Annotated in this window: 18 protein-coding genes; 10 read left to right on the top strand and 8 right to left on the bottom strand. The window is 35.4% G+C overall.

The window, feature by feature from the left end; genetic code table 11:
* The first annotated feature begins 28 nt into the window (after positions 1–28).
* Complete coding sequence (locus tag IQ226_RS14775; protein ID WP_193896534.1) at positions 29–727, top strand: hypothetical protein; 699 nt, start codon at positions 29–31, stop codon at positions 725–727.
* Between the two features lie 384 nt (positions 728–1,111).
* Here the strand turns inward: IQ226_RS14775 and cobO are convergent, their stop codons facing one another.
* From cobO to IQ226_RS14760, 3 genes are all read right to left on the bottom strand, one after another.
* Positions 1,112–1,798 (bottom strand): cob(I)yrinic acid a,c-diamide adenosyltransferase, encoded by a 687-nt coding sequence (cobO, locus tag IQ226_RS14770; RefSeq protein WP_193896532.1) that lies wholly within the window; start codon positions 1,796–1,798, stop codon positions 1,112–1,114.
* A gap of 307 nt (positions 1,799–2,105) precedes the next feature.
* Positions 2,106–2,582: a hypothetical protein gene (locus IQ226_RS14765; RefSeq protein ID WP_193896530.1), complete on the bottom strand. Its 477-nt coding sequence runs from the start codon at positions 2,580–2,582 to the stop codon at positions 2,106–2,108.
* Positions 2,583–2,699: 117 nt separating this feature from the next.
* Entirely contained in the window at positions 2,700–3,059 is a 360-nt protein-coding gene (locus IQ226_RS14760) for a DUF433 domain-containing protein (protein ID WP_053540287.1), read from the bottom strand.
* 217 nt (positions 3,060–3,276) lie between these two features.
* On the opposite strand from IQ226_RS14760, the gene speY reads away from it, so the two are divergent.
* On the top strand, positions 3,277–4,425 hold the full coding sequence (gene speY, locus IQ226_RS14755; RefSeq protein ID WP_193896528.1) for a deoxyhypusine synthase: 1,149 nt from the start codon (positions 3,277–3,279) through the stop codon (positions 4,423–4,425).
* A gap of 69 nt (positions 4,426–4,494) precedes the next feature.
* Here the strand turns inward: speY and IQ226_RS14750 are convergent, their stop codons facing one another.
* Positions 4,495–4,875, bottom strand: a complete 381-nt coding sequence (locus IQ226_RS14750; protein ID WP_370567153.1) for a DUF2887 domain-containing protein — start codon at positions 4,873–4,875, stop codon at positions 4,495–4,497.
* 243 nt (positions 4,876–5,118) lie between these two features.
* Here IQ226_RS14750 and IQ226_RS14745 point away from each other — a divergent pair, with 243 nt between their 5' ends.
* The gene (locus IQ226_RS14745; RefSeq protein WP_193896526.1) at positions 5,119–5,886 is read left to right on the top strand and encodes a ChaB family protein; all 768 of its coding nucleotides are present in this window, start codon (positions 5,119–5,121) and stop codon (positions 5,884–5,886) included.
* 146 nt (positions 5,887–6,032) lie between these two features.
* On the opposite strand, the gene IQ226_RS14740 is transcribed toward IQ226_RS14745, so the two are convergent.
* From IQ226_RS14740 to IQ226_RS14725, 4 genes are all read right to left on the bottom strand, one after another.
* A complete protein-coding gene (locus IQ226_RS14740) occupies positions 6,033–6,815 on the bottom strand; it encodes an Rpn family recombination-promoting nuclease/putative transposase (protein WP_193896524.1) in 783 nt (260 codons plus the stop codon).
* A gap of 16 nt (positions 6,816–6,831) precedes the next feature.
* A complete protein-coding gene (locus tag IQ226_RS14735) occupies positions 6,832–10,023 on the bottom strand; it encodes a type ISP restriction/modification enzyme (RefSeq protein WP_193896522.1) in 3,192 nt (1,063 codons plus the stop codon).
* 90 nt (positions 10,024–10,113) lie between these two features.
* On the bottom strand, positions 10,114–10,431 hold the full coding sequence (locus IQ226_RS14730) for a hypothetical protein (RefSeq protein WP_193896520.1): 318 nt from the start codon (positions 10,429–10,431) through the stop codon (positions 10,114–10,116).
* A 142-nt stretch (positions 10,432–10,573) separates the two neighbouring features.
* Positions 10,574–11,044, bottom strand: coding sequence for a Spy/CpxP family protein refolding chaperone (locus IQ226_RS14725; protein ID WP_193896518.1), 471 nt, complete (start codon positions 11,042–11,044; stop codon positions 10,574–10,576).
* A 218-nt stretch (positions 11,045–11,262) separates the two neighbouring features.
* Between IQ226_RS14725 and IQ226_RS14720 the strand changes: the two genes are divergently transcribed.
* The 7 genes from IQ226_RS14720 (at position 11,263) to IQ226_RS14690 (ending at position 19,862) form a co-directional block, all read left to right on the top strand.
* The gene (locus IQ226_RS14720; RefSeq protein ID WP_193896516.1) at positions 11,263–12,465 is read left to right on the top strand and encodes a sensor histidine kinase; all 1,203 of its coding nucleotides are present in this window, start codon (positions 11,263–11,265) and stop codon (positions 12,463–12,465) included.
* Between the two features lie 256 nt (positions 12,466–12,721).
* Positions 12,722–15,892: a type ISP restriction/modification enzyme gene (locus IQ226_RS14715; protein WP_193896514.1), complete on the top strand. Its 3,171-nt coding sequence runs from the start codon at positions 12,722–12,724 to the stop codon at positions 15,890–15,892.
* 54 nt (positions 15,893–15,946) lie between these two features.
* Positions 15,947–16,609: a response regulator transcription factor gene (locus tag IQ226_RS14710; protein ID WP_193896512.1), complete on the top strand. Its 663-nt coding sequence runs from the start codon at positions 15,947–15,949 to the stop codon at positions 16,607–16,609.
* A gap of 488 nt (positions 16,610–17,097) precedes the next feature.
* Positions 17,098–17,469 (top strand): roadblock/LC7 domain-containing protein, encoded by a 372-nt coding sequence (locus IQ226_RS14705; RefSeq protein WP_193896510.1) that lies wholly within the window; start codon positions 17,098–17,100, stop codon positions 17,467–17,469.
* 223 nt (positions 17,470–17,692) lie between these two features.
* On the top strand, positions 17,693–18,238 hold the full coding sequence (locus IQ226_RS14700; protein ID WP_193896508.1) for an ATP/GTP-binding protein: 546 nt from the start codon (positions 17,693–17,695) through the stop codon (positions 18,236–18,238).
* Positions 18,239–18,315: 77 nt separating this feature from the next.
* Positions 18,316–19,194: a DUF4388 domain-containing protein gene (locus IQ226_RS14695; RefSeq protein WP_193896506.1), complete on the top strand. Its 879-nt coding sequence runs from the start codon at positions 18,316–18,318 to the stop codon at positions 19,192–19,194.
* A gap of 113 nt (positions 19,195–19,307) precedes the next feature.
* Positions 19,308–19,862, top strand: a complete 555-nt coding sequence (locus IQ226_RS14690) for a protoglobin domain-containing protein (RefSeq protein ID WP_193896504.1) — start codon at positions 19,308–19,310, stop codon at positions 19,860–19,862.
* Positions 19,863–20,406: the final 544 nt, after the last annotated feature.

The following is a 20,406-nucleotide window of genomic DNA, read 5'->3' as shown; positions in this document are numbered from 1 at the left end:
TAGTTAACTTTATTACAGGAGAAATCCGATGCTTAATCATATTTCCAAATTAATGACTTCTAGCCAATTTAAATTTCCCATTCTTGGACTAATTGTTTCGGCTGGTATTTTGGGTATTAGTTATTCTAGTCAACAACATTACAAACTCCTCTCATCAACAGCCTTAACTACTAATTATGTAGTACCCATAAATCAAAGACAGATTAACTTTGATCCTGCTGTGATTAAAGAGGAAGCTATGCAAAAATCACCAGTGAATATTTCTAATCAGATATCTACTGATAAGTTAACAGAAAATATCACAGCATTATCTACAAATACGAGAGAATTGGGGAGAAAAGGACAAGTCCAATTTCCCGAACAAGATGGGACTTATCTTTATGGACAATCATCCACACCAAATGAATTAGGACAAGGTTACATTCTCTTTCAAAAACAACAAGGTAAAATTATTGGTGCTTTGTATTTTCCTCACTCTGAATTTAGTTGTTTTCAAGGAACTTTGGCTAAGTCAGGAGAATTAGCAATGACGGTGAAAAGTTCTCCCGGTGAAGTTGGTGCAATAGAGGTTGCTACAGCTAGTACAATCCCTAAAGTTAATGAAAATGAGTTCACAACTTATCCTTATTCAGTAACTTTACAAGACTATCATCAGTTGAGTTCTGTAAGTTCTAATGATAGGGAAATTTTGCAGATGTGTCAACAAGAAAGCGATGGTTTTAAATAAGTAGGTGGACGTAAATAATTGTCCTTGGGATATAGCATTTTTTAGTCAGGTACAAGAACCCCACCCTGAACCCCCGCAAGCGAGGAGGAGGCTATAAATATACTCGATATAATTAGGAAATGCTATAAAGCAGGGAGAAATAATTTAGAGGATGTTTGAAAAGTTTCCGGCGATTAGAAATCGCTACTACACAAACAAAGTCCACCTGCGTGGACTAAGGAAAAATCAAGACTTTTGAACCCACGTATCCCTTACGCGACCGAAGGAATAGGTGGGTTTCGTCTGTGTGGTTCCGCGACTTCTAGTCGCCCTTGCAAGTAATAAATTAGACTTTTCAAACACCCTCTTAATGACCAATAACCAATGATCAATGACTAATTTGAATTAATACTCAATTCCGGCTTGTGCTTTCACGCCTTGATCCTTGAAAGGATGCTTAACTAATGTCATTTCAGTGACTAAATCGGCTTTTTCAATTAATGCGGGTGGTGCGCCTCTTCCCGTGAGAATTACGTGCTTGTCTGCTGGTTTTTGAGCTAAACCTGCTAGGACTTCTTCAACCTGTAAATAACCCAGTTTCAGAGCAATATTAATTTCATCAAGGAGAACTAATTTAAAGTCTGGGTTGTTGATAAATTCTAGGGATTTTTCCCAAGCAGCAGCAGCTTTATCCAGATCACGATCACGATCTTGAGTTTCCCATGTAAAGCCTTCTCCCATTGCATGAAATTCCAGTTGGTTTTCCCAATGGCTAAAAGCGCGTTTTTCTGCTGGTTCCCATGCGCCTTTGATAAACTGCACTATAGCTACTTTATATCCATGTCCGAGCGATCGCAACACCATTCCCAAAGCCGCTGTAGTTTTACCCTTTCCATGACCAGTATTAACAATAATTAAGCCTTTTTCCGGTATGGCTTTGGCTATACGTTGATCTTGGACTTCTTTCCGTCGCTGCATTTTCTGACGGTATTTTTCATCAGTTTGGGATGTTGATATTACCTCATCAATTAACCGGGAAATCTCTTGATCTGCTGAATCTGGATGTAATTCTTCTGGTGTGTCGCTTTTCATAAATCCTGTTGATAAATAACTGTTAAGACTAAGAACATGAAGTATAATTTTTCTGCTTCGACAAATTCATTAGTTATGATAGACCAGAAATCACATAAATTATGTTAGCTGTGATCTTAATAAAAAGTAGAAATATCTGTGAGGGTTGGCATCGGTTTCCGAGTTAATCCTCTGGGATAATCTTATTGTAAACCAAAAAGAGCGATCGCGTCTCGTATCCCTTACATTACCGAAAGAACAGAGATAGCGCAACCTAGTAATCGCTTTAAAAATTCAAAAATTAACCGTGAAATTGATTCATAAGTGTTTATCTACAAGCTATTAAGTCAATACCAGATTTACCAATTTCATGCCCAATGAAGTGATATAAATCAGGAGGAAAGAAAGGAGTTAATTCCACTAATTTACCGAATTCATCTCTAGTGATAGAATGTGATATTAATACTATTGAAGATTCAGCTAAATTCTTTTTTTCAAAAGTATAACCAAAAACTATTGTCCATCCTCCCTTCTCTTGCATTTTGCGGGTTAGGCAATGGCAGTTTCCATTGTACATAAGCTTAAAGAACGAACTGATCTCACCCTGCAAGAATTTTTCCTCAGCTTCATTATCGAGTTCACTCCGTATTTCTTTTAGATCGGAATCATCAAGTTCTTGTGATGCGGATACTCTCTGCATATATTTTTCTGAATTGAGAATATGCAATATTTCAGATAGGTTTTTTTCAGTTATTTCTCCAGAAGACCCTTCATTAGAATTATAATGTTTAATATTTACGTACATTTCAACCACCACACTTAAGTTAACAGGTAATTAATTGCGTGACAATATCAATATTTGGGTTACGTCGCAACAATCCCCTCACAATAGTATTATCAAAATTCTCATCAGCCAGCAGTTTCAACATACTTCCCGTTCTGCTTTCCGCACCAACAATCTATCACGCAACCCTTGGGAATCAAATCTGGCCTCATTTATTTTACGAATTTCCTGTGCTTGTTGCTGTCTTTGCTGTAAATACACTTCCACTTCTTGTTGATGATTGAGATAGAAGGCAATGGTAGCATAAATATCAGCAAGTTTAAGGGATGGATAACGATAAGCAATTTCTTCTGCTGTTGTTCCTTGTTTAAAAACAGCAATTACCGTATCGAGTGTTACACGAGTTTTACCTATCCTAATCACACCATCAGTGGTAAATTCCAATGGTGCAGGTTCGGATGCGATTCCTTCAGAGAGACTCACTAACGCTTGTGCCATAATTAATAACAAGTTAGTTATGTTTAATAATAGCAAATATTGGTTGAGATATACCTTTGGATTTGCTCAAATAGAAATAGAAAATTGGATGACTTCCGAAGTATTATCTTCAGCATTGCCGCTAATTTATATAGCTGCATAACATTTTAGCAACTTCCCTACATTTGAATACGATAACATTGTATTCGGCATATTTACTATTCAGGATTTCTCAAAAATGTCACAAAAGCCAGGTAAAAAAATTGCACCTATCCCCATGTCTAACAATGTTAGCGTGGTTGACTTGATTGATACCTATTTTACCGCTTACAACTCAGCCCGGTTGCGGGAAGCCTGTCAACTGCTAACTAAGGAAGTGTTTCAAGAGGGTGTCACCGTAGGAGTAAGCCTATCTGGGGCGATGACACCGGCAGGTTTTGGAGTTTCCGCCCTTGCGCCTCTCATTCGCAATGGTTTTATTGACTGGATGATTTGCACAGGTGCGAATCTTTACCATGATATGCACTATGGTTTGGGTTTTGAACTATTTGCGGGTAGTCCCTTTTTAGATGATGTCAAATTGCGAGAAGAAGGAACAATCAGAATTTATGACATTATTTTTGGTTACGACGTACTGCTAGAAACGGACGCTTTTATTCGCAAAGTTCTCCAAGCTGAACCTTTCCAAAAACCCATGGGAACGGCTGAATTTCATCATTTACTGGGTAAGTGCGTCTGGGAAATCGAAAAGCAATTGGGTGTCAAAAATTCCTGCTTATTGGCGACGGCTTATGAATGTGGCGTACCTATTTATACTTCTTCTCCTGGAGATAGTTCCATTGGGATGAATGTGGCTGCTTTGGCTTTAGAAGGTTCAAAGCTGGTAATAGATCCGTCCATTGATGTCAATGAAACAGCAGCGATCGTTTATGGAGCGCGAGAAAACGATGGTACAAGTGCGGCGGTAATTATTGGTGGTGGTAGTCCCAAGAACTTTTTATTACAAACACAACCGCAACTTCACGAGGTGTTAGGATTGGAAGAACGGGGACATGATTTCTTTGTCCAGTTTACTGATGCCCGTCCTGATACTGGTGGTTTGTCGGGTGCGACTCCCGCAGAAGCTGTGAGTTGGGGTAAGATTGACCCAGATGAGTTACCGAGCGCCATTGTTTGTTATACCGATAGTACGATCGCTTTACCTTTGGTGACGGCTTATGTCTTGAATCAATGTTCACCTCGTCCCCTGAAGCGATTGTTTGATGAACGAGAAGCTTTATTAGATACTTTGCAAAAAGATTATCTAGCGGCTAAAGACAAGCCTGTGAGTGAGAGTAGTCAGGAAAAAGTTGCTACTTATCCCTGCGGTACACCTGTGAAAGGTTAGGGATTTATTATCTATTGTGGGCGATCGCTAATCAAGCTGAATCGCCCCTATATTTAATTCTTTAAGTGTCTATTTACTACTTTGTTGTTTGATTGCCTGTTTCACTACTTCGATATCTAACTCAAGTATCCGAGCAATTTGTTCTACAGTTAGCCCTTCATTTAACAGTCTAGGAATGGTTTTTAACTTAGTTTCTTCTTCAACTTCTTGATAAAACCGAGTTTTTTGCCATTCTGTTAATCCAAACATTGTTTCTAACTCCTGACGGCTATAGGATGAAAATTTGTAAACCAGCATTCTTTCTACTAATTCTAAAAGATTTCGACTCTTGGACGCATCTGCTTTTTCTACCAAATTGATCAAAGTTTTTGCTTGTTGTATAGCTTCATCTTCAGGGGAAACTACCAATTTAATAATTCCTAAACCAATTGAAGACGATGTATCGGTTATTTCATCATTTTCTCAAACATGGTAGCGATCGCTCTCCATTTCTGACTTATTGAGATTGTATCAATCCCCAGAGTGATTTTTATCTAAATTCAACTAATTACAAATTCAAGTCAACTATCTCTGAAGATTGATTCAGAAAATATTTAATTAAATTATTATTCAGTATTGATTGAACGACAAAATAGATTTTAAAAATATCAGTGTAATTGATCATTGTCAACACAAAATATTAGGAGTAAAGAAGTGTCAGAAACATATCAAGCAGAACGGACAATTTCCGCTGTATTTAAAGAAGAGAAACAAATTGATAATGTAATTCGGCGGTTACTAGATAGAAATGTCCCCAAGGATAATATTTCGGTGATGGGGAGAAATTTCCAATCAGAAACGCGAATTTCTGGTTTTATTACGAAGCGAGATGTGATTCTCGGAGGTTTGAGAACAGGAGCAATTTTCGGTTCTTTGTTTGGTTCGTTCCTGAGTTTGTTAACAGGTGTAGGTGTATTATTTGTTCCCTTTGTCGGGCCAATTGTGGCAGCAGGTCCAATTGGGGCGATCTTATTGGGGGCTGCAAGTGGTGCGATCGCTGGTAGTGCTGGTGCAGGTTTGGTATCAGTTCTCACTGCTTTAGGAATGCCAGAAGACAAAGCTACACTCTATCAAACCCGTTTAGAAGCTGGTGAATTTTTAGTGATGGTAGAAGTACCGAGCGATCGCAGTGGCGAATTTCAATTAATTCTCGAAAGTGCTGGTGCTGAAGAAATTAACACAATTGAAAAAACACTTCCCCATCCTTGTCCAGGAATCTGTAACAGTGCAGATGATTTATCTCCTGAAGTTCGCACCCATCTTTCCCCAGAAGCCCAGCGGATATTCATGCAACGTTATAATACGGCACTGAATGAAAATATGGATGAACTTACTTCTGAACAAATGGCTTGGGATGAAGTTCACAAACAATTTGATGAAGACGAAAATGGAGTTTTTTCAAAAGTTAAAGTTTTGCGCTAGGGATATGCAAATAACAAATTGCCCAATCTAGCAAAAAATATTTACCCAGTTATTAATCTAGAGAAATACTCTTGTGCTGCGGGCATCTTGCCCGCTATTTAGATCCAGAAACAGGTTAATCGCCCCTACATTTATTTATCAAATGTCTATTTACTACTTTGCTGTTTAATTGCTTGTTTTACCACTTCGATATCTAACTCAAATATCCGAGCAATTTGTTCTACAGTTAGCCCCTCCTTTAACAGTTTAGGAATCGTTTTTAACTTAGTTTCTAACTCCGTCTCTTCTTTTACTTCTTGATAAAATCGAGTTTTTTGCCATTCTGTTAATCCAAACATTGCTTCTAACTCCTGACGGCTATAGGATGAAAATTTGTAAACCAGCATTCTTTCTACTAATTCTAAAAGATTACGACTCTTGGCCGCATCTGCTTTTTCTACCAAATTGATCAAAGTTTTTGCTTGTTGGATAGCTTCATCTTCAGGGGAAACTACTAATTTAATAATACCTAAACCAATTGAAGATGATGTATCGGTTATTTCATCTAAGTAAACGACATGAATTAGTCCCGCAGTTAGTAAACTTTGATATGCTAAGGGTATACCAGGATCAAGATCCCGATTTGCCCATAATACAACTGCTTGCCATGTTCTTTGAGGTTTATATTGGTTTAAATAAAGAAATGTTTCTGTAATTAATCGCCAGTATAAATTATCATCGCTTTGGAATTGTACTTCCACAAAATAAACCGGGTCTTGCGGGTACTCTGGTTTGGGTAAAAATAAGCCATCTATCCGTCGGGCTAATTCTTTGATTTCTACTGAGGAAAATTCGTAGTGTAAAGCTAGTTTAGGAGGCTGTTCTAGCAGTTCAAATAACACACTGGGGAGATTTTGCAGTAATGTGTAAAATATCGTGTCTGTCTTCATATCTTGTTGTTAACTATTATTCTAACGGAAAACCGCCATATTTTTCAATAATTTGATCAATATCTTCCATAATCTTAATAGTTTCCGATATGATAGAAATCATATTTTGATAATGGCTAATATCATCAAAATTCAATTGTCTCCCTTTTCTATCTTTCAGCCATTTCTGACAAACTTGATAACCTCCAATATAAAAATTCCAAATTTGTTGCGGAACTTGATCAAAATACTGTTCAGAATTTATCCAAATTTGTTGATGATTTTCATTATATTTCACTTGTTCCACAATATCAGAACCATGAATGGGATAAGTAGAAATTTCTGTTCCTGTTTCTTTCATGAGATGATATTTTACTAATTTATCACCTTTGATTACTAATTCCCAAAAAAGCGCAGAATTGGCAGTTAAAGGAACGCGAGGAAAATCAATCTTTAAAAATTCGGCGTAGCGTTGACGGTAAATAGGAGAATGAAAGATAGCGTAAATGTAATTAAAAATATCCTCTGGTCTAAAGGTTTTATTTTTATCTGATTTTCCATCAAACATAAATTCTAAATCTAGTTTTTGGGAAAATTCAATAATAAATTCTGGGGATAGATTCGGTTTACGTCCTCTAGGTGTATTAGTTGGGATAGAATCAAATAAAGTTGGGGTATCTGTTGGGTAAAGGTAAAGAGGGAAAATATTAACTCCACCTCTTCTAAAAATATTAGTATCAATAGGTTGGTTCGCAACTGATACCAAAGACCAGATAGGATCATTTACAGCAATTCCTTGACGACCTAAACCTAAACATAAATTATCTTTTCTAAAAACATGATCAAGTAATTCTCGTCTAGGCCTATCCATTATTAGATCACTATAATAACAGTAACGCCAATCGAAAGGGCGATATGAACAACTAATTATTTTATCTTCCCATTGATTATCTAAGCGAATTAATTGACGGACTTTATCTAATCGCCAATCTTGATGATCGTGAATATTATATTTATTGCTATAGTCTTCATTAGATAAATTAGTTTCTCGCAATTCTCTAAATTTTTGAGTAATGCTTTCCTCCTCAAAATCAATAGCAAAATGATCTCTATGGGTTTTTATACCAGCAGCATTCACTAGCATGATATCAATAACTTTCCATCCTTGTTCATACTCTGATGATAAACTGGTATTTTGAGGGTTAAATAGATAAAATTTAGCTTCAGGTTTGACAATTTTCCAATCAGTTGAACTAATATCATTTTCAGCTAACCAATGATACTTACCTCCAACTAACTCCTTATTTTCATAAACCTCTCTCATACCCCATAAATCAGCATGATAAACAGATGCTAACTTTTGCTGACTATGTTCATATTTAATAAAAATACTGATTGCTACACCTTGCTGAATATCAAAAACATTTTTATCCTGTGAACCGTCAGGACAAACTTCTTTTTTCTTACTATTACCATGTAAATCTAAAACATAAATCTCATCAAAAGTTTGCATCAAATTTTGACGCATTCCCCGAAAAGTGGGATTATCTAAATAACCATGATTCGTAATTAAAGCCACAATACCATAACCCGTTTCCGAAACCCGATGTTGAGCAAAACGGATAAACTTTACATAATCATCTAATAATCCTTTCGGGTTTCTTTCTCCTAAAGGTTTCCCGTCCACTTGATAATAATCTCTAACTAATCCCACAATCCAAGGGTCAGTATTTATAGATTCATAAGAATAGGGAGGATTTCCTAAAATTACCATCACAGGAACATCTTGTTTTATATCTTTTGCTGCTTCTGCTTCATCTCTAATTCTGTTCATCAAACCATCAGCAGCAGGAATTTGAAAAGCCTCTTGTAATGTATTTGTTAAATAAATCCTTAACCGTTCATCAGAACTAAAATCATAACCCAATTCTTGCAACTGTAAACCTAATTTCATGTGTGCTACAGTATAAGGTGCCATCAACAATTCAAGCCCAAATAATCGGGGTAACAAATGTTGACTAACATAACTTGACCACATCCCCTTTTGAGATTTAAACTGATCATAAATAAAATCAATTACACTGTGCATAAAAGTTCCCGTACCCACCGCAGGATCTAAAATCAAAACTTGATGGGTTTCTAGAGTTCCCTCACCCTTGGGATTGGGGATTTTAATCTTTTTAGAATCTGCTAAACCTTTACTAATATTAAACTTATGTTTGAGAATATAATCCACACTTTTAACAATATAATCAACCACAGGTTCAGGAGTATAATAAACCCCTCTTGATTCTCGCATTTTTGGATCATATTCTGCCAAAAACGTCTCATAAAAATGCACAACAGGATCTTCTCTGCGAGTCCGTTTACCAAAATCTTGGAGAATTTCTGCCATTTCCGTTTGTTGGAGAATATTCGCTAAATTATCCACAGTCCAACTAATTCTATCATCTAAATCTGGTCCGGCTATTTGTCCAAAAATACTTCTTAAAAATGGGTTAGTTTTTGGTAATTTAAAAGCTGCTGTTTCCCGTGAAAAAGTATTAAGATTATCAGTATTACACCGCGCTGCAAATAACCCATAACAAATAGTTTGGGCGTACATATCCGCAAATTGTTCGACCGTCAAATCTTTAATTAATACTCGTTGAAATGACTCTAACTGCTGACGTAACATTCCCCCATTATCTACATCCTGTAAAGCACTTTTGATAGCATCTCTCATTAATTGGGCTAAACTAGCCATGCGTTTAGCTAAATCTTTGGGTGTGGTAACTTGGGGAACTTTAGCTAATAAAAATTGCCGTAAAAGTTGGTCAACTTCCTGTATTCCTTCTTTATCAACTTTGATTTTTTTGTTTTTATCAATAGTTCCTAAAGACGCAGTTAATTTTAATTCTCCTTGAATATACCAGCGAAATTCTAAATAATCAGTTAAAATCAAATTACCCAAAGCCTGAAAATAACGTCCCATTTGTGCAGTTTTTTCTACTTTCTTGAGAGAAATACCAATATCTTTAGCTTCAATATGTCCAATTTCTAAAATACCATTTTTCATTACAAAATCTGGCGCACCGCAAGCTATTCTTTTTGGTTCATTAATAGCTTGAATTTGAGAATCTAAAGATTCCATTAATTTTTTTAATGCTGGGCGATAAGTATGTTCTGTGGCATTTTGTTGTTGATAAATTTGCGTAATTTCTTGAATGTAGGTTTGTAGATTATTCATATATGTATGGATTTGAAAACAATTTAGATTGAATTAAGTGATAAGTAACTCAACTTTTAAAATTACCTTTATCTCCAAATCTGCCCTCAATCATATTCTGCCACTAACTCCTGTTTCATTAATGCCATAAATATGATGAATGATATGAGGATACTTTTCTCTAGCCATTTTACTAGCTACCTCTTGATCCTGATCAATGACATAATCACCGCTATCAGGTTCAATAGCAATGTACCAACCATAGTATTTATTTAATATCTCTGGTTTTAACCGCTCAAAAATTACCCAACAACGCTCAGAAAAAGCCTGTCTTCTAGCTCTATCTTGAGCTTTTTGTGTTTCTGTCCACTGAATTTCGGGAAATACTCGACCACGACGGACAACCCTTTGGGGTGTAGATTGTGTCATCTTAATCACTTGATTAAAGTGTATTTCTCATTTTAGCATAATGTGCCATAGCTCTTAATTCATTGAAAAATATCTGCACAAAAATAGGATGAGTTTTTTATACCCACCCCTGATGTATTATTCTTATTTGAATAGTTGAAAATTATTGGGGTTTATTTTGTTGACGAGGAGAACGCATATTTTCCCACATTTGCTGTATTTGCGCTCTTTGTTCAGGAGTTAATATAGCGTCCATTTGTTGTTTTGATGACTCTCTAATTTCTTTCATTTTAGCTTTTTGTTCAGTGGATAAGCCTAATGAAGCAAAAATATCACCTCTTTTTCCACGTCCTTGTTGACGTTGTGCTTTATGTTCTGCCATTGCAGCTTGTAATTTAGTCTTTTGTGCAGTCGTCAAAACAGCCTCAATTTGAGTGCGGGTATTGCTACGAATTGCTTTTATTTTAGCTTTTTGTTCAGGGGTCAAATTCAACTTTTTAAATGGACTTTCTTTTTGCCATTCCTGACCAGGTTGGGGTGAAGATGAATTTTCTTCTGCTTGAACTGCAAAGGGAGTTGCGATTAAAGTCAAAGCCAGAGTACCAGCAATTAGTGATAATGTCTTCAATTTCATAATTACCTTTTGGTTATGTCGGGTTTCTATGTTCCTATCATAGAGACTAGCACCCAGTAACCACATGAGGCAAAAGTCACGTCTACACCCATTACTTTAGTCATGACATTAGCATTCAGATATCTTATGCTTGTTCCATTTTAACTTAATCGTGATACAAATATTTTAAGTCAGGTTGAGGATTTCAGCCTTGTCACTATATCAACTATCAATCAATTATGAATCGTCCTATTCAGTTTAATAATCATCCTTTTCGATTTCTGTTGTATTTAGAATGGCTATTGTTGGGATTTTCAGCCTTAATGGCATTAATGCCATCTCCCTCACCGCGTTTTTCGGCAATGTATCCAGAATTGACAATTTGTAGTTTAACAATTTTTGGTTTAATGGGGTTAAGGTTGCCTACTTTCAATAAAACCAATAAAATCATTTATACGGCATTGGAAGTTATTTTAATTTTAATTACTGGTTTTTTCGGTGGTAGAAGTGCGAGACTTTTTCCCTTTCTCTATTTAATTTTGGTAACTCGTAGTTGTTTGATTTTTCAACTTCCCGGACGATTAACAGTTACTTTATCTTCATTTATTTTATTTATATTTACTCTGAGACAACGGATTCCTCCTGGAAGATTTTCACCAATAGCGCAGGAAAGATTTAGATTTTTCAGTTTTAGTTTGGCGGTTCTATTTGGCTTAAGTTTAGTATTTGTGTTACTACTAATGAATACTGTTTTAGCTGAACGGCAAAGTCGAGATAAACTGCAAGCTGCCAACGAAAAACTTCGTCAATATGCCTTGAAAATTGAAAGTCAGGCAACTTTGGAAGAACGCAATCGCATTGCTAGAGAAATTCATGATTCTTTAGGACATTCTCTAACGGCTTTAAATCTGCAATTAGAAACGGCTTTAAAGTTATCAAAACATGATATACCTAGAGCGATGACATTTTTAGCCACTGCGAAAGAACTTGGTTCAAAAGCCTTACAAGATGTTCGGCAATCGGTTTCTACGATGAGATCCCATCCTTTACAGGGACAAACATTAGAGGAAGCAATTAAGGTTCTTGCAGCGGATTTTCAGCGTTATAATGGCATTTTACCTACTTGTCAAATTTATATTATTTCTCCACTGTCTATGGAAATCAGCACTGCTATTTATCGAATTATTCAAGAATCATTAACGAATATTTCTAAATATGCTCAAGCTACAGAAGTTCGACTAGAATTAATAACAACTTTAACAGGCTTGAAGCTAATAATTCAGGATAATGGTAAAGGTTTTGATGGGGGTCAAAATACTACAGGATTTGGTTTACAAAGTATGCGCGATCGCATTTTAGCATTAGGAGGAGAATTTGAAATTAACACTCATCCAGGTGCAGGTTGTCAAATTATTGTCCAAGTTCCTTTACTGAATTATTAAACTGTTTTACTCTCAAAATCATAGTTTTTAGAAAATTTATCTCAGAAAATAAAGTCAAGAAATATTAAAAATTCGTGAATTTCATCACCTTTATATTTAAAATGAATTATAATCATAGAGTGACCAGTTATTTAGTAGAGCTTACTAATTGGTAATTAGTAATATAATTCCTGGATATCCTGATTCTGACGATGTATTTCACTAGCAACTTATCATTAATAACATCACATATTTATTTAAAAAACACGGAAAATATATGGACTTTAGACACTATTTACAACAAGTGCAAAGCAAACTAGAAAAAGGCAGTGAACGCACTCACTACTCCACATTAGAAAATCTGATTAATAGTGTTATTTTAGGAATAAAATCCACCGTTGAAGAATTGGGAAATCAAGCAGGTATTCCTGATTTTACTGTGAGAAAGAATAATCAATTACTCGGTTATATTGAAGCCAAAAAAATCGGAGAGAACTTAGATAAAATTGAAAAAACTGAACAATTACAACGTTATTTAGAATCATCCATTGGTGAAAATCTGATCCTGACTAATTATCTTCAGTTTCATTGGTATCTTGATGGTAAACTGCAATTAAAAACCACCTTAGCTACAATTGAAAACAATCAAATAATTCCTGCTTCTAATATATTAGAAACAGAACAATTAATTAGATCATTTCTCAGTAAGCAAGAAAAAACTATTAATAACTACTATGATTTAGCTAAGGAAATGGCCGCAGCAACTAAAGCTATTCGTTATAGTATTAATGAAGCATTGAAAACCGAAGAACAAACAGGAGAATTAACTCAATTAAAGTTATTATTTCAAGAGTTACTATTACCAGATTTAGATAATTATAACTTTGCTGATATGTACGCTCAAACCATAGCTTATGGTTTATTTACCGCTAGGGTAGGCCATTGTCATGGACAAATAACATATCAATTTAATCGTCAAACTGCGGGTATTCATATTAGTGATAAAATTCCCTTTTTACAAGGATTATTTAGTACAGTTATTTCCACAGATATCATCAGTAAAATTAATTGGACAATTGATAGCTTAGTGGAACTTTTAGCTAAAGTTGATATGAATAATATTCTAGAAAACTTTGGACAAGAGACACGAAAACAAGATCCCATAGTCCACTTTTATGAAACATTTTTAGCAGCTTATGAAGCATCATTAAGAAAAAGTAGAGGAGTTTATTATACTCCTGAACCCGTAGTCTCTTTCATTGTTAAAGCAGTTAATCATATTTTAGAAAATGATTTTAATTTAGATGATGGTTTAGGTAGTAAAAACGTCACAATTTTAGACCCAGCTACGGGAACAGGAACTTTTTTATATGAAGTCATTAAACAAATTTATTTTAACTTTGAAAAATATGGAGTCAACCGTTGGAATCAATTATTTAGAGATAAACAAGTTCTCAAACGTTTATATGGTTTTGAGTTATTAATGACTCCTTATACAATTGCACATTTAAAACTGGGATTATTATTAGAAAACTTAGGTTATGAATTTCAAGAAAAAGAAAGATTAAATATCTTTTTAACTAATGCTTTAAATGAAGGAGTGAAAAAATCAGAATTAATTTTAGGCCAGTATATCTCAGCAGAAGCAAACCAAGCAGCAGCAATTAAAACGGAAATCCCTATTCATGTAGTTTTAGGAAATCCTCCCTATTCGGGACATTCAGAAAATAAAAATGAATGGATAGAAGGATTAGTTAAAGATTATTATCAAATAGATGGATTATCTTTAGATGAAAAAAATCCCAAATGGTTACAAGATGATTATGTAAAATTTATTCGCTTTGGACAATGGAGAATTGATAAAATAGGAGTAGGAATTTTAGCTTTTGTTACCAATCATGGTTATTTAGATAACCCCACATTTCGAGGAATGCGTCAAAGTTTATTACAAAGTTTTAATCGGATTTATATTCTGAATTTACATGGTAATGCTAAGAAAAAAGAAGTTTCTCCAGATGGAAGTATAGATAAAAATGTCTTTGATATTCAACAGGGAGTAGCGATTTTAATTGCTGTTAAGGATATTCCTAAAAATCAGCTTATATTTAATCAACAAAATGCACCAGAGAATGGCGTTTTTTATGCTGATTTATGGGGAAATCGTGAACATAAATATGAGTTATTGAAAGAATTAACGATGAAAACCGTAGCATGGGAAAAAATCAATCCTATTTCTCCTTTTTATTTGTTGACTCCTCAAGATGTTTATGCTTTAGCAGAATATAATCGAGGTTGGAAAATAACTGATATCATGCTTGTTAATTCTGTGGGAATTGTCACAGCACGAGATTCTTTAACAATTCAGAAAACTCCTGAAGACGTGGAAAAAATTGTTAATGATTTTGCATTTTTACCACCAGAAGAAGCAAGAGAAAAGTATAATTTAGGAAAAGATACAAGAGATTGGCAGGTTGCTTTAGCGCAAGATGATCTTAGAAAAAGCAGAGTTAAAAAAAATAAAATTAATACAATAAATAGAAATTCGATTAAACGGATTTTATATCGTCCTTTTGATATCAAATACACCTATTATACAGGTAAATCAAGGGGATTTATTTGTATGCCTCGAAATGATGTGATGAAAAATATGTTATTAGGTGATAATTTAGGATTAATTACCGTTAGACAACAATCTCAGTCTGGGGAATGGTCTTTAGTTGGTACTACTCAAGATATCATAGAATCTTGTGTTATTTCTAATAAAACCAAGGAAATTAATTATTTATTCCCTCTTTATATTTATCCAGAAAACGAAACAACCCAAGACAGAAAACCTAATTTTTCTCCAGAATTTCTGACTGCAATTAAGTCCAAATTAGGTTATATTCCCACAGCGGAAAATATCTTTTACTATATTTATGCTGTGTTTCATTCTCCTCAATATCGTCAACGATACTCCCAGTTTTTAAAGATTGATTTTCCCCGTCTTCCTTTAACTAGCAATAATGAATTATTTAATCAATTAGTTATCAAAGGAGAAAAGTTAGTTAATTTACATTTGATGAAAAATCTGCCCCCAACTCCCATGACTAAATCAGAAACTTCTACTACTGCTAATTTACCTTTATTTAATGGAGAAGAAAGAGGCGCTATTCATTATCAAGGTGATGGTAAAAATGAAATAACTCAAGTTAAATATAATACAAATAAACAGCAGATTTTGATTAATCAGAACTGTTATTTTTCGGGAGTTTCTCCAATAGTGTGGGAATTTAAAATTGGTGGTTATCAAGTATTAGATAAATGGTTAAAAGACCGAAAAAGTGCTAACATAGATTTATCTGATGCGGAAATTACTCATTATCAAAAAATCATTATTGTCGTCATAGAAACAATTAAATTAATGACAGAGATAGATGATATAATCCCTCAGTTTCCTATTATATAAATACCCCAAGATTCAGATTCCCGAATTATTATAAAAGTGGCAAATCTAATTACCATGATCACAATTTTAATTGTAGATGACCAAAGCTTAATTCGTCAAGGCTTAAGAGCATTATTAGAACTAGAATCAGATATAAAAATTGTCGGAGAAGCAGAAAATGGTCAAATTGCAATTGATTTAGTTAAGGAACTGCAACCAAATGTAATTTTAATGGATATCAGAATGCCTATTATAGATGGAGTTGCTGCAACTAAAGAAATTAATCATCAATTCCCTCACAGCAAAATTCTAATTTTAACAACTTTTGATGATGATGAATATGTGAAAGCAGCACTACAAAATGGAGCAATGGGTTATTTACTCAAAGATACACCTTCAGAAGAGTTAGCAGTTGCTATTCGTGCGGTTAATAAAGGATATTCCCAACTAGGACCAGGAATAGTTAAAAAACTTATTACTCAATTTCCTGCTATTCCACCCCAACCTGTATTAGCTGTACCACCGAACTTAGTAGAACTTACGCCTAGAGAAAAAGAAGTTTTGCGGTTAATTGCCATTGGCGAAAATAATCGAGAAATTGCCAAAAAACTGTATATTTCCGAAGGAACAGTTAAAAATCATGCCACCAATATTTTAAATCGGTTAAATTTACGCGATCGCACACAAGCTGCTATCCTAGCCAATAGTTTTTTGACATACTTAGAACAAGATATTTGAAATAAATAGCACGTAGTTTCTTTGATGTAGTCATTATCAGATTACAACCTTTCCTCAGCACCACATTTATATAGACATACTTGATAATATTGACAAAAGTTAATCACAATACTTAAAACTTCCTATAGTTGACACTCTCAACAAAAACTAAAACAGAATACCCAAAATTGACACCGATTAAATCACCTCAAAAGCTGATGTCATATAAGTTACACAGCTTAAGATTACAAACAAAGCAATAATCTTAACTTATATTAATAATAAGAAAAACTAAATTCCGTATTTTTTCGGTATCATCTTAGTTTTGACTGGTGCATAATTTAAATCACAAGGATACTAAAAAAGAGGCCTCTATTTACACAGTGCCATTATTGTTTCTTTAAAATAAATGATACTGTACTACTACAAGTGAAAACAGTTTGTTTAATTCCGTACTTACTTGATTTTCCTACCCACTTTCCCATTTAAAACAACGGAGAATAATCATCATGGCTATCAACTCAGAAAAACTCAGCATGGTTTTACAAAACTTTGTTAGTGCTACTACTGATGTACAGGGAGCAGCACTTGTTACTCCCGATGGACTCCCTTTAGCAGCCAGCTTGCCAGGTGGAATGGATGAAGAAAGGGTATCAGCCATGTCCGCATCTATGTTATCCTTAGGCGAAAGAATTGGTATGGAATTAGCCAGAGGAACTATTGACCGAATCTTTGTAGAAGGCAATAAAGGCTTTGGTATCTTAACTAGTTGTGGTCAAGATGCCGTGCTGCTAGTTTTAGCCAGTGAAAGTGCTAAACAAGGATTACTAATGCTAGAAATCAAACGAGTTCTGGCAGAATTAAAGCTGATCCTCCTGTAAATCATATCACCTCGGAGGTAACTTATTCAGAGTTCCCCAATAGATAAATACTGCTGATTCTAGGCAACTTTTGACTTAATTGGATGTGTTTATTTTTGCAGTAAGTAGCTAGATTGGTCGTGTCAGCCTGAGTACGGGATAGTGCCAACCTTGCCAGAATTAAACAAGAAGAAAATAAAAATGTGAGCAACTGTAAACATTTTTGTATGGGAGGGTGATAAAGATGGAAATTATGCGCTTGGTTGTCACAGGAACTGTAGGGGCTGGTAAATCTACCTTTATTCGTTCCGTTAGTGAAATTGAAGTTGTAGATACAGATACCCGTGCAACTGATGAAACAGCATTGCTCAAGAAAAGAACCACTGTAGCCTTTGACTTCGGCAGATTGCAATTTGGTCCAGATATGGCACTGCACCTTTACGGAACACCTGGTCAAACTCGATTTGACTTTATGTGGGATATTTTGATTAATAAGGCACACGCCTATATCGTACTCATCGCAGCCCATAGACCAAGAGAATTTCGTCAAGCACGGAATATTATCAACTTCATGCAAGCGAGAGTTAGTGTACCGATGATCATCGGTATCAGCCATACAGATTGTCCCGGAGCTTGGGCAGAGGAAGATATATACTTAGCAATTGGTTATGTAGATGAGCAGAATCGGCCTCCTTTAGTCAAGGTGAATCCTAACGAAAGAGACTCAGTAGCAGAAGCAGTAATTCACTTAGTACAATACTTAATGGAAAGTTGTGCAGTTGAGAGTTAAGAGCTTTTTTGAAAGTACAAATTGGGATTTTGAATTATGGGTTTTAATAAATCTCTTCTTCATCAAGGAGGCTGATTATGTCTATTAATGGTAACTTTGCAGATTTTTCTTTACCAGAACTGCTGCAATTTTTAGATCAAGGCAAAAAGACAGGTATACTTCATATTGAATTGTCATCTGACAAAAATCAAACTAACGCCAAGCAACTTTATTATATTTGGCTGCATCAAGGACGAGTTGTAGCTGCATCCGATCGTTTAGATCAACAAGGTTTAACATTGTTAATTGCTCAACGAGGATGGGTAAGTGAGCGGGTAATTTCTAGGGTGACTCACATTTCTGCCTGTTTTATTAATTCACCTTTGGGACTGTGCCTAAAATCCCAAGGTTTAATCCAAGCAGAACAACTGAAACTATTGTTTAACTCTCAGGTTCTCCGTCCAGTCTGTGCCTTATTTCAAATTAAAGATGGTCAGTTCAAATTTGAACCAATTACAGCTTTACCATTGGGAGAAATGACAGGTTTAAGTATGTCCGCAACCGAAGTTATATTAATCGGATTGCGAGCATTACGAGACTGGAATGCCTTAGCTGAAAAACTACCAGATCCCACCTCTGGCTTATCAGGTCTAAGTTCAAAACAGCCTAAATTACAGCTAAATGCTCAAGAATGGCAAGTCTGGGAATTTGCCAATGGTGAAGTTTCTCTAGCCAAAATTGCGGATCAACTTAATCTCGCCGTAGATACAGTATTGCAAATAGCTTTCCGTCTCATTGTGATTGGTTTAGCAGAAGAACATTTTATGGTTGCGGCTACTTCTGTCTCCATGACCGAGGAAGTTTCTACTTACGAAATACCCATAGTTGAACCAGTTCCAGAACCTACTCAAAAGCCAGCAGTTAGTCAATCATTTCTCAAAAATTTAGTCGGTTTTCTGCGGAGTAAAACTGCTTAATTAATCCTGTTACCGCCACTAGCTTAATTTTGAGAAATTTCTATACTCTATCTTTTACAGAGTATCAACAAAAGTTAATTAAATCCACACCTAACTATTTTTAAGGATTCATTATGGCTATTGAACCTCGCGCTTTTTTGACCACCATGGAAACCAGGATTAGTCTAACGGCTGAAGATAAAAAGATAATGCAAGCAAATACCGATTGGGGAACAGCAGTTGCTGAAGAAATGGCAAATCATTTCTATGAATTCCTGGGACGTGATGCAGAAATGAGTGGTATTTTAAATGCCACTGAGGGACGGGTTCATCGTTTACACGCCACCTTTATTGATTGGTTTAATCAAATGTTTACAGGGATGGATAATTGGGGCGATGAATATGCAAAATGTCGTTGGCATATTGGCTTGGTTCATGTGAAAATTGGTATTGGTCCTCAGCACGTAGTTCCAGCAATGGCAGTTGTGGTTGATAAAGTCGGTAAAAAACTCAAAGCTGATGGTAAATCAGATGAATTAAAAGATGCCTTGGCTAAAGTTTGCATGATTGATTTAGCTTTTATTGAACAAGCTTATGTAGAAGTTTCTTCTGCTGCGGTACTTAAAGAAACTGGTTGGTCAGCAGCTTTATTCAGACGTTTGATTGCTACTGGTGCATCTGATATGTAATAGGTAATGGGGAATAGGTAATAGGTAATGGGTAATGGGTAATGGGGAATAGGGTTTAGCAGTGTTTATTGGTGTCAACTTAGAGGGTGTTTTAAAAGTTATGGTTGATGTATCAAATATTTTTTACCCCACCCTAACCCTCCCCTTACTAAGGGGAGGGAACTGGATTTTTATTGTTACCCCCCTTTATAAAGGGAAAGGGGGGTAACAATGTGATGAAAATTACGGGATAGGACTTTTCAAACATCCTCTTAGGACTGGCGCATAGAATATGGCTTCCCCACGCCAAGATCAACCGCTGCTACACAAGAGTTCTTCTAGCGTCCCGCAGGGATAGTTAGCCTACGCGGACTAACGAAAAATCAAGGAATTTAAACCCACGCAGGTGGGTTTTGCCTGTGTAGACGCGGTTTCTAACCCACATTCCGCAGATGTGACCTAGATTATTGGGATTTTTGAAAAATTTCAGCCAGGAAAATTTTATCTACCTAATTTTCTGGTTGAGTTTAACTTTATTTGCCAAAAAATAGAACATATTAAGTAA

The organism is Dolichospermum sp. LEGE 00240 (assembly GCF_015207875.1).
Lineage (GTDB): Bacteria > Cyanobacteriota > Cyanobacteriia > Cyanobacteriales > Nostocaceae > Dolichospermum > Dolichospermum gracile.
This window is presented reverse-complemented; position numbering and strand designations above follow the sequence as displayed.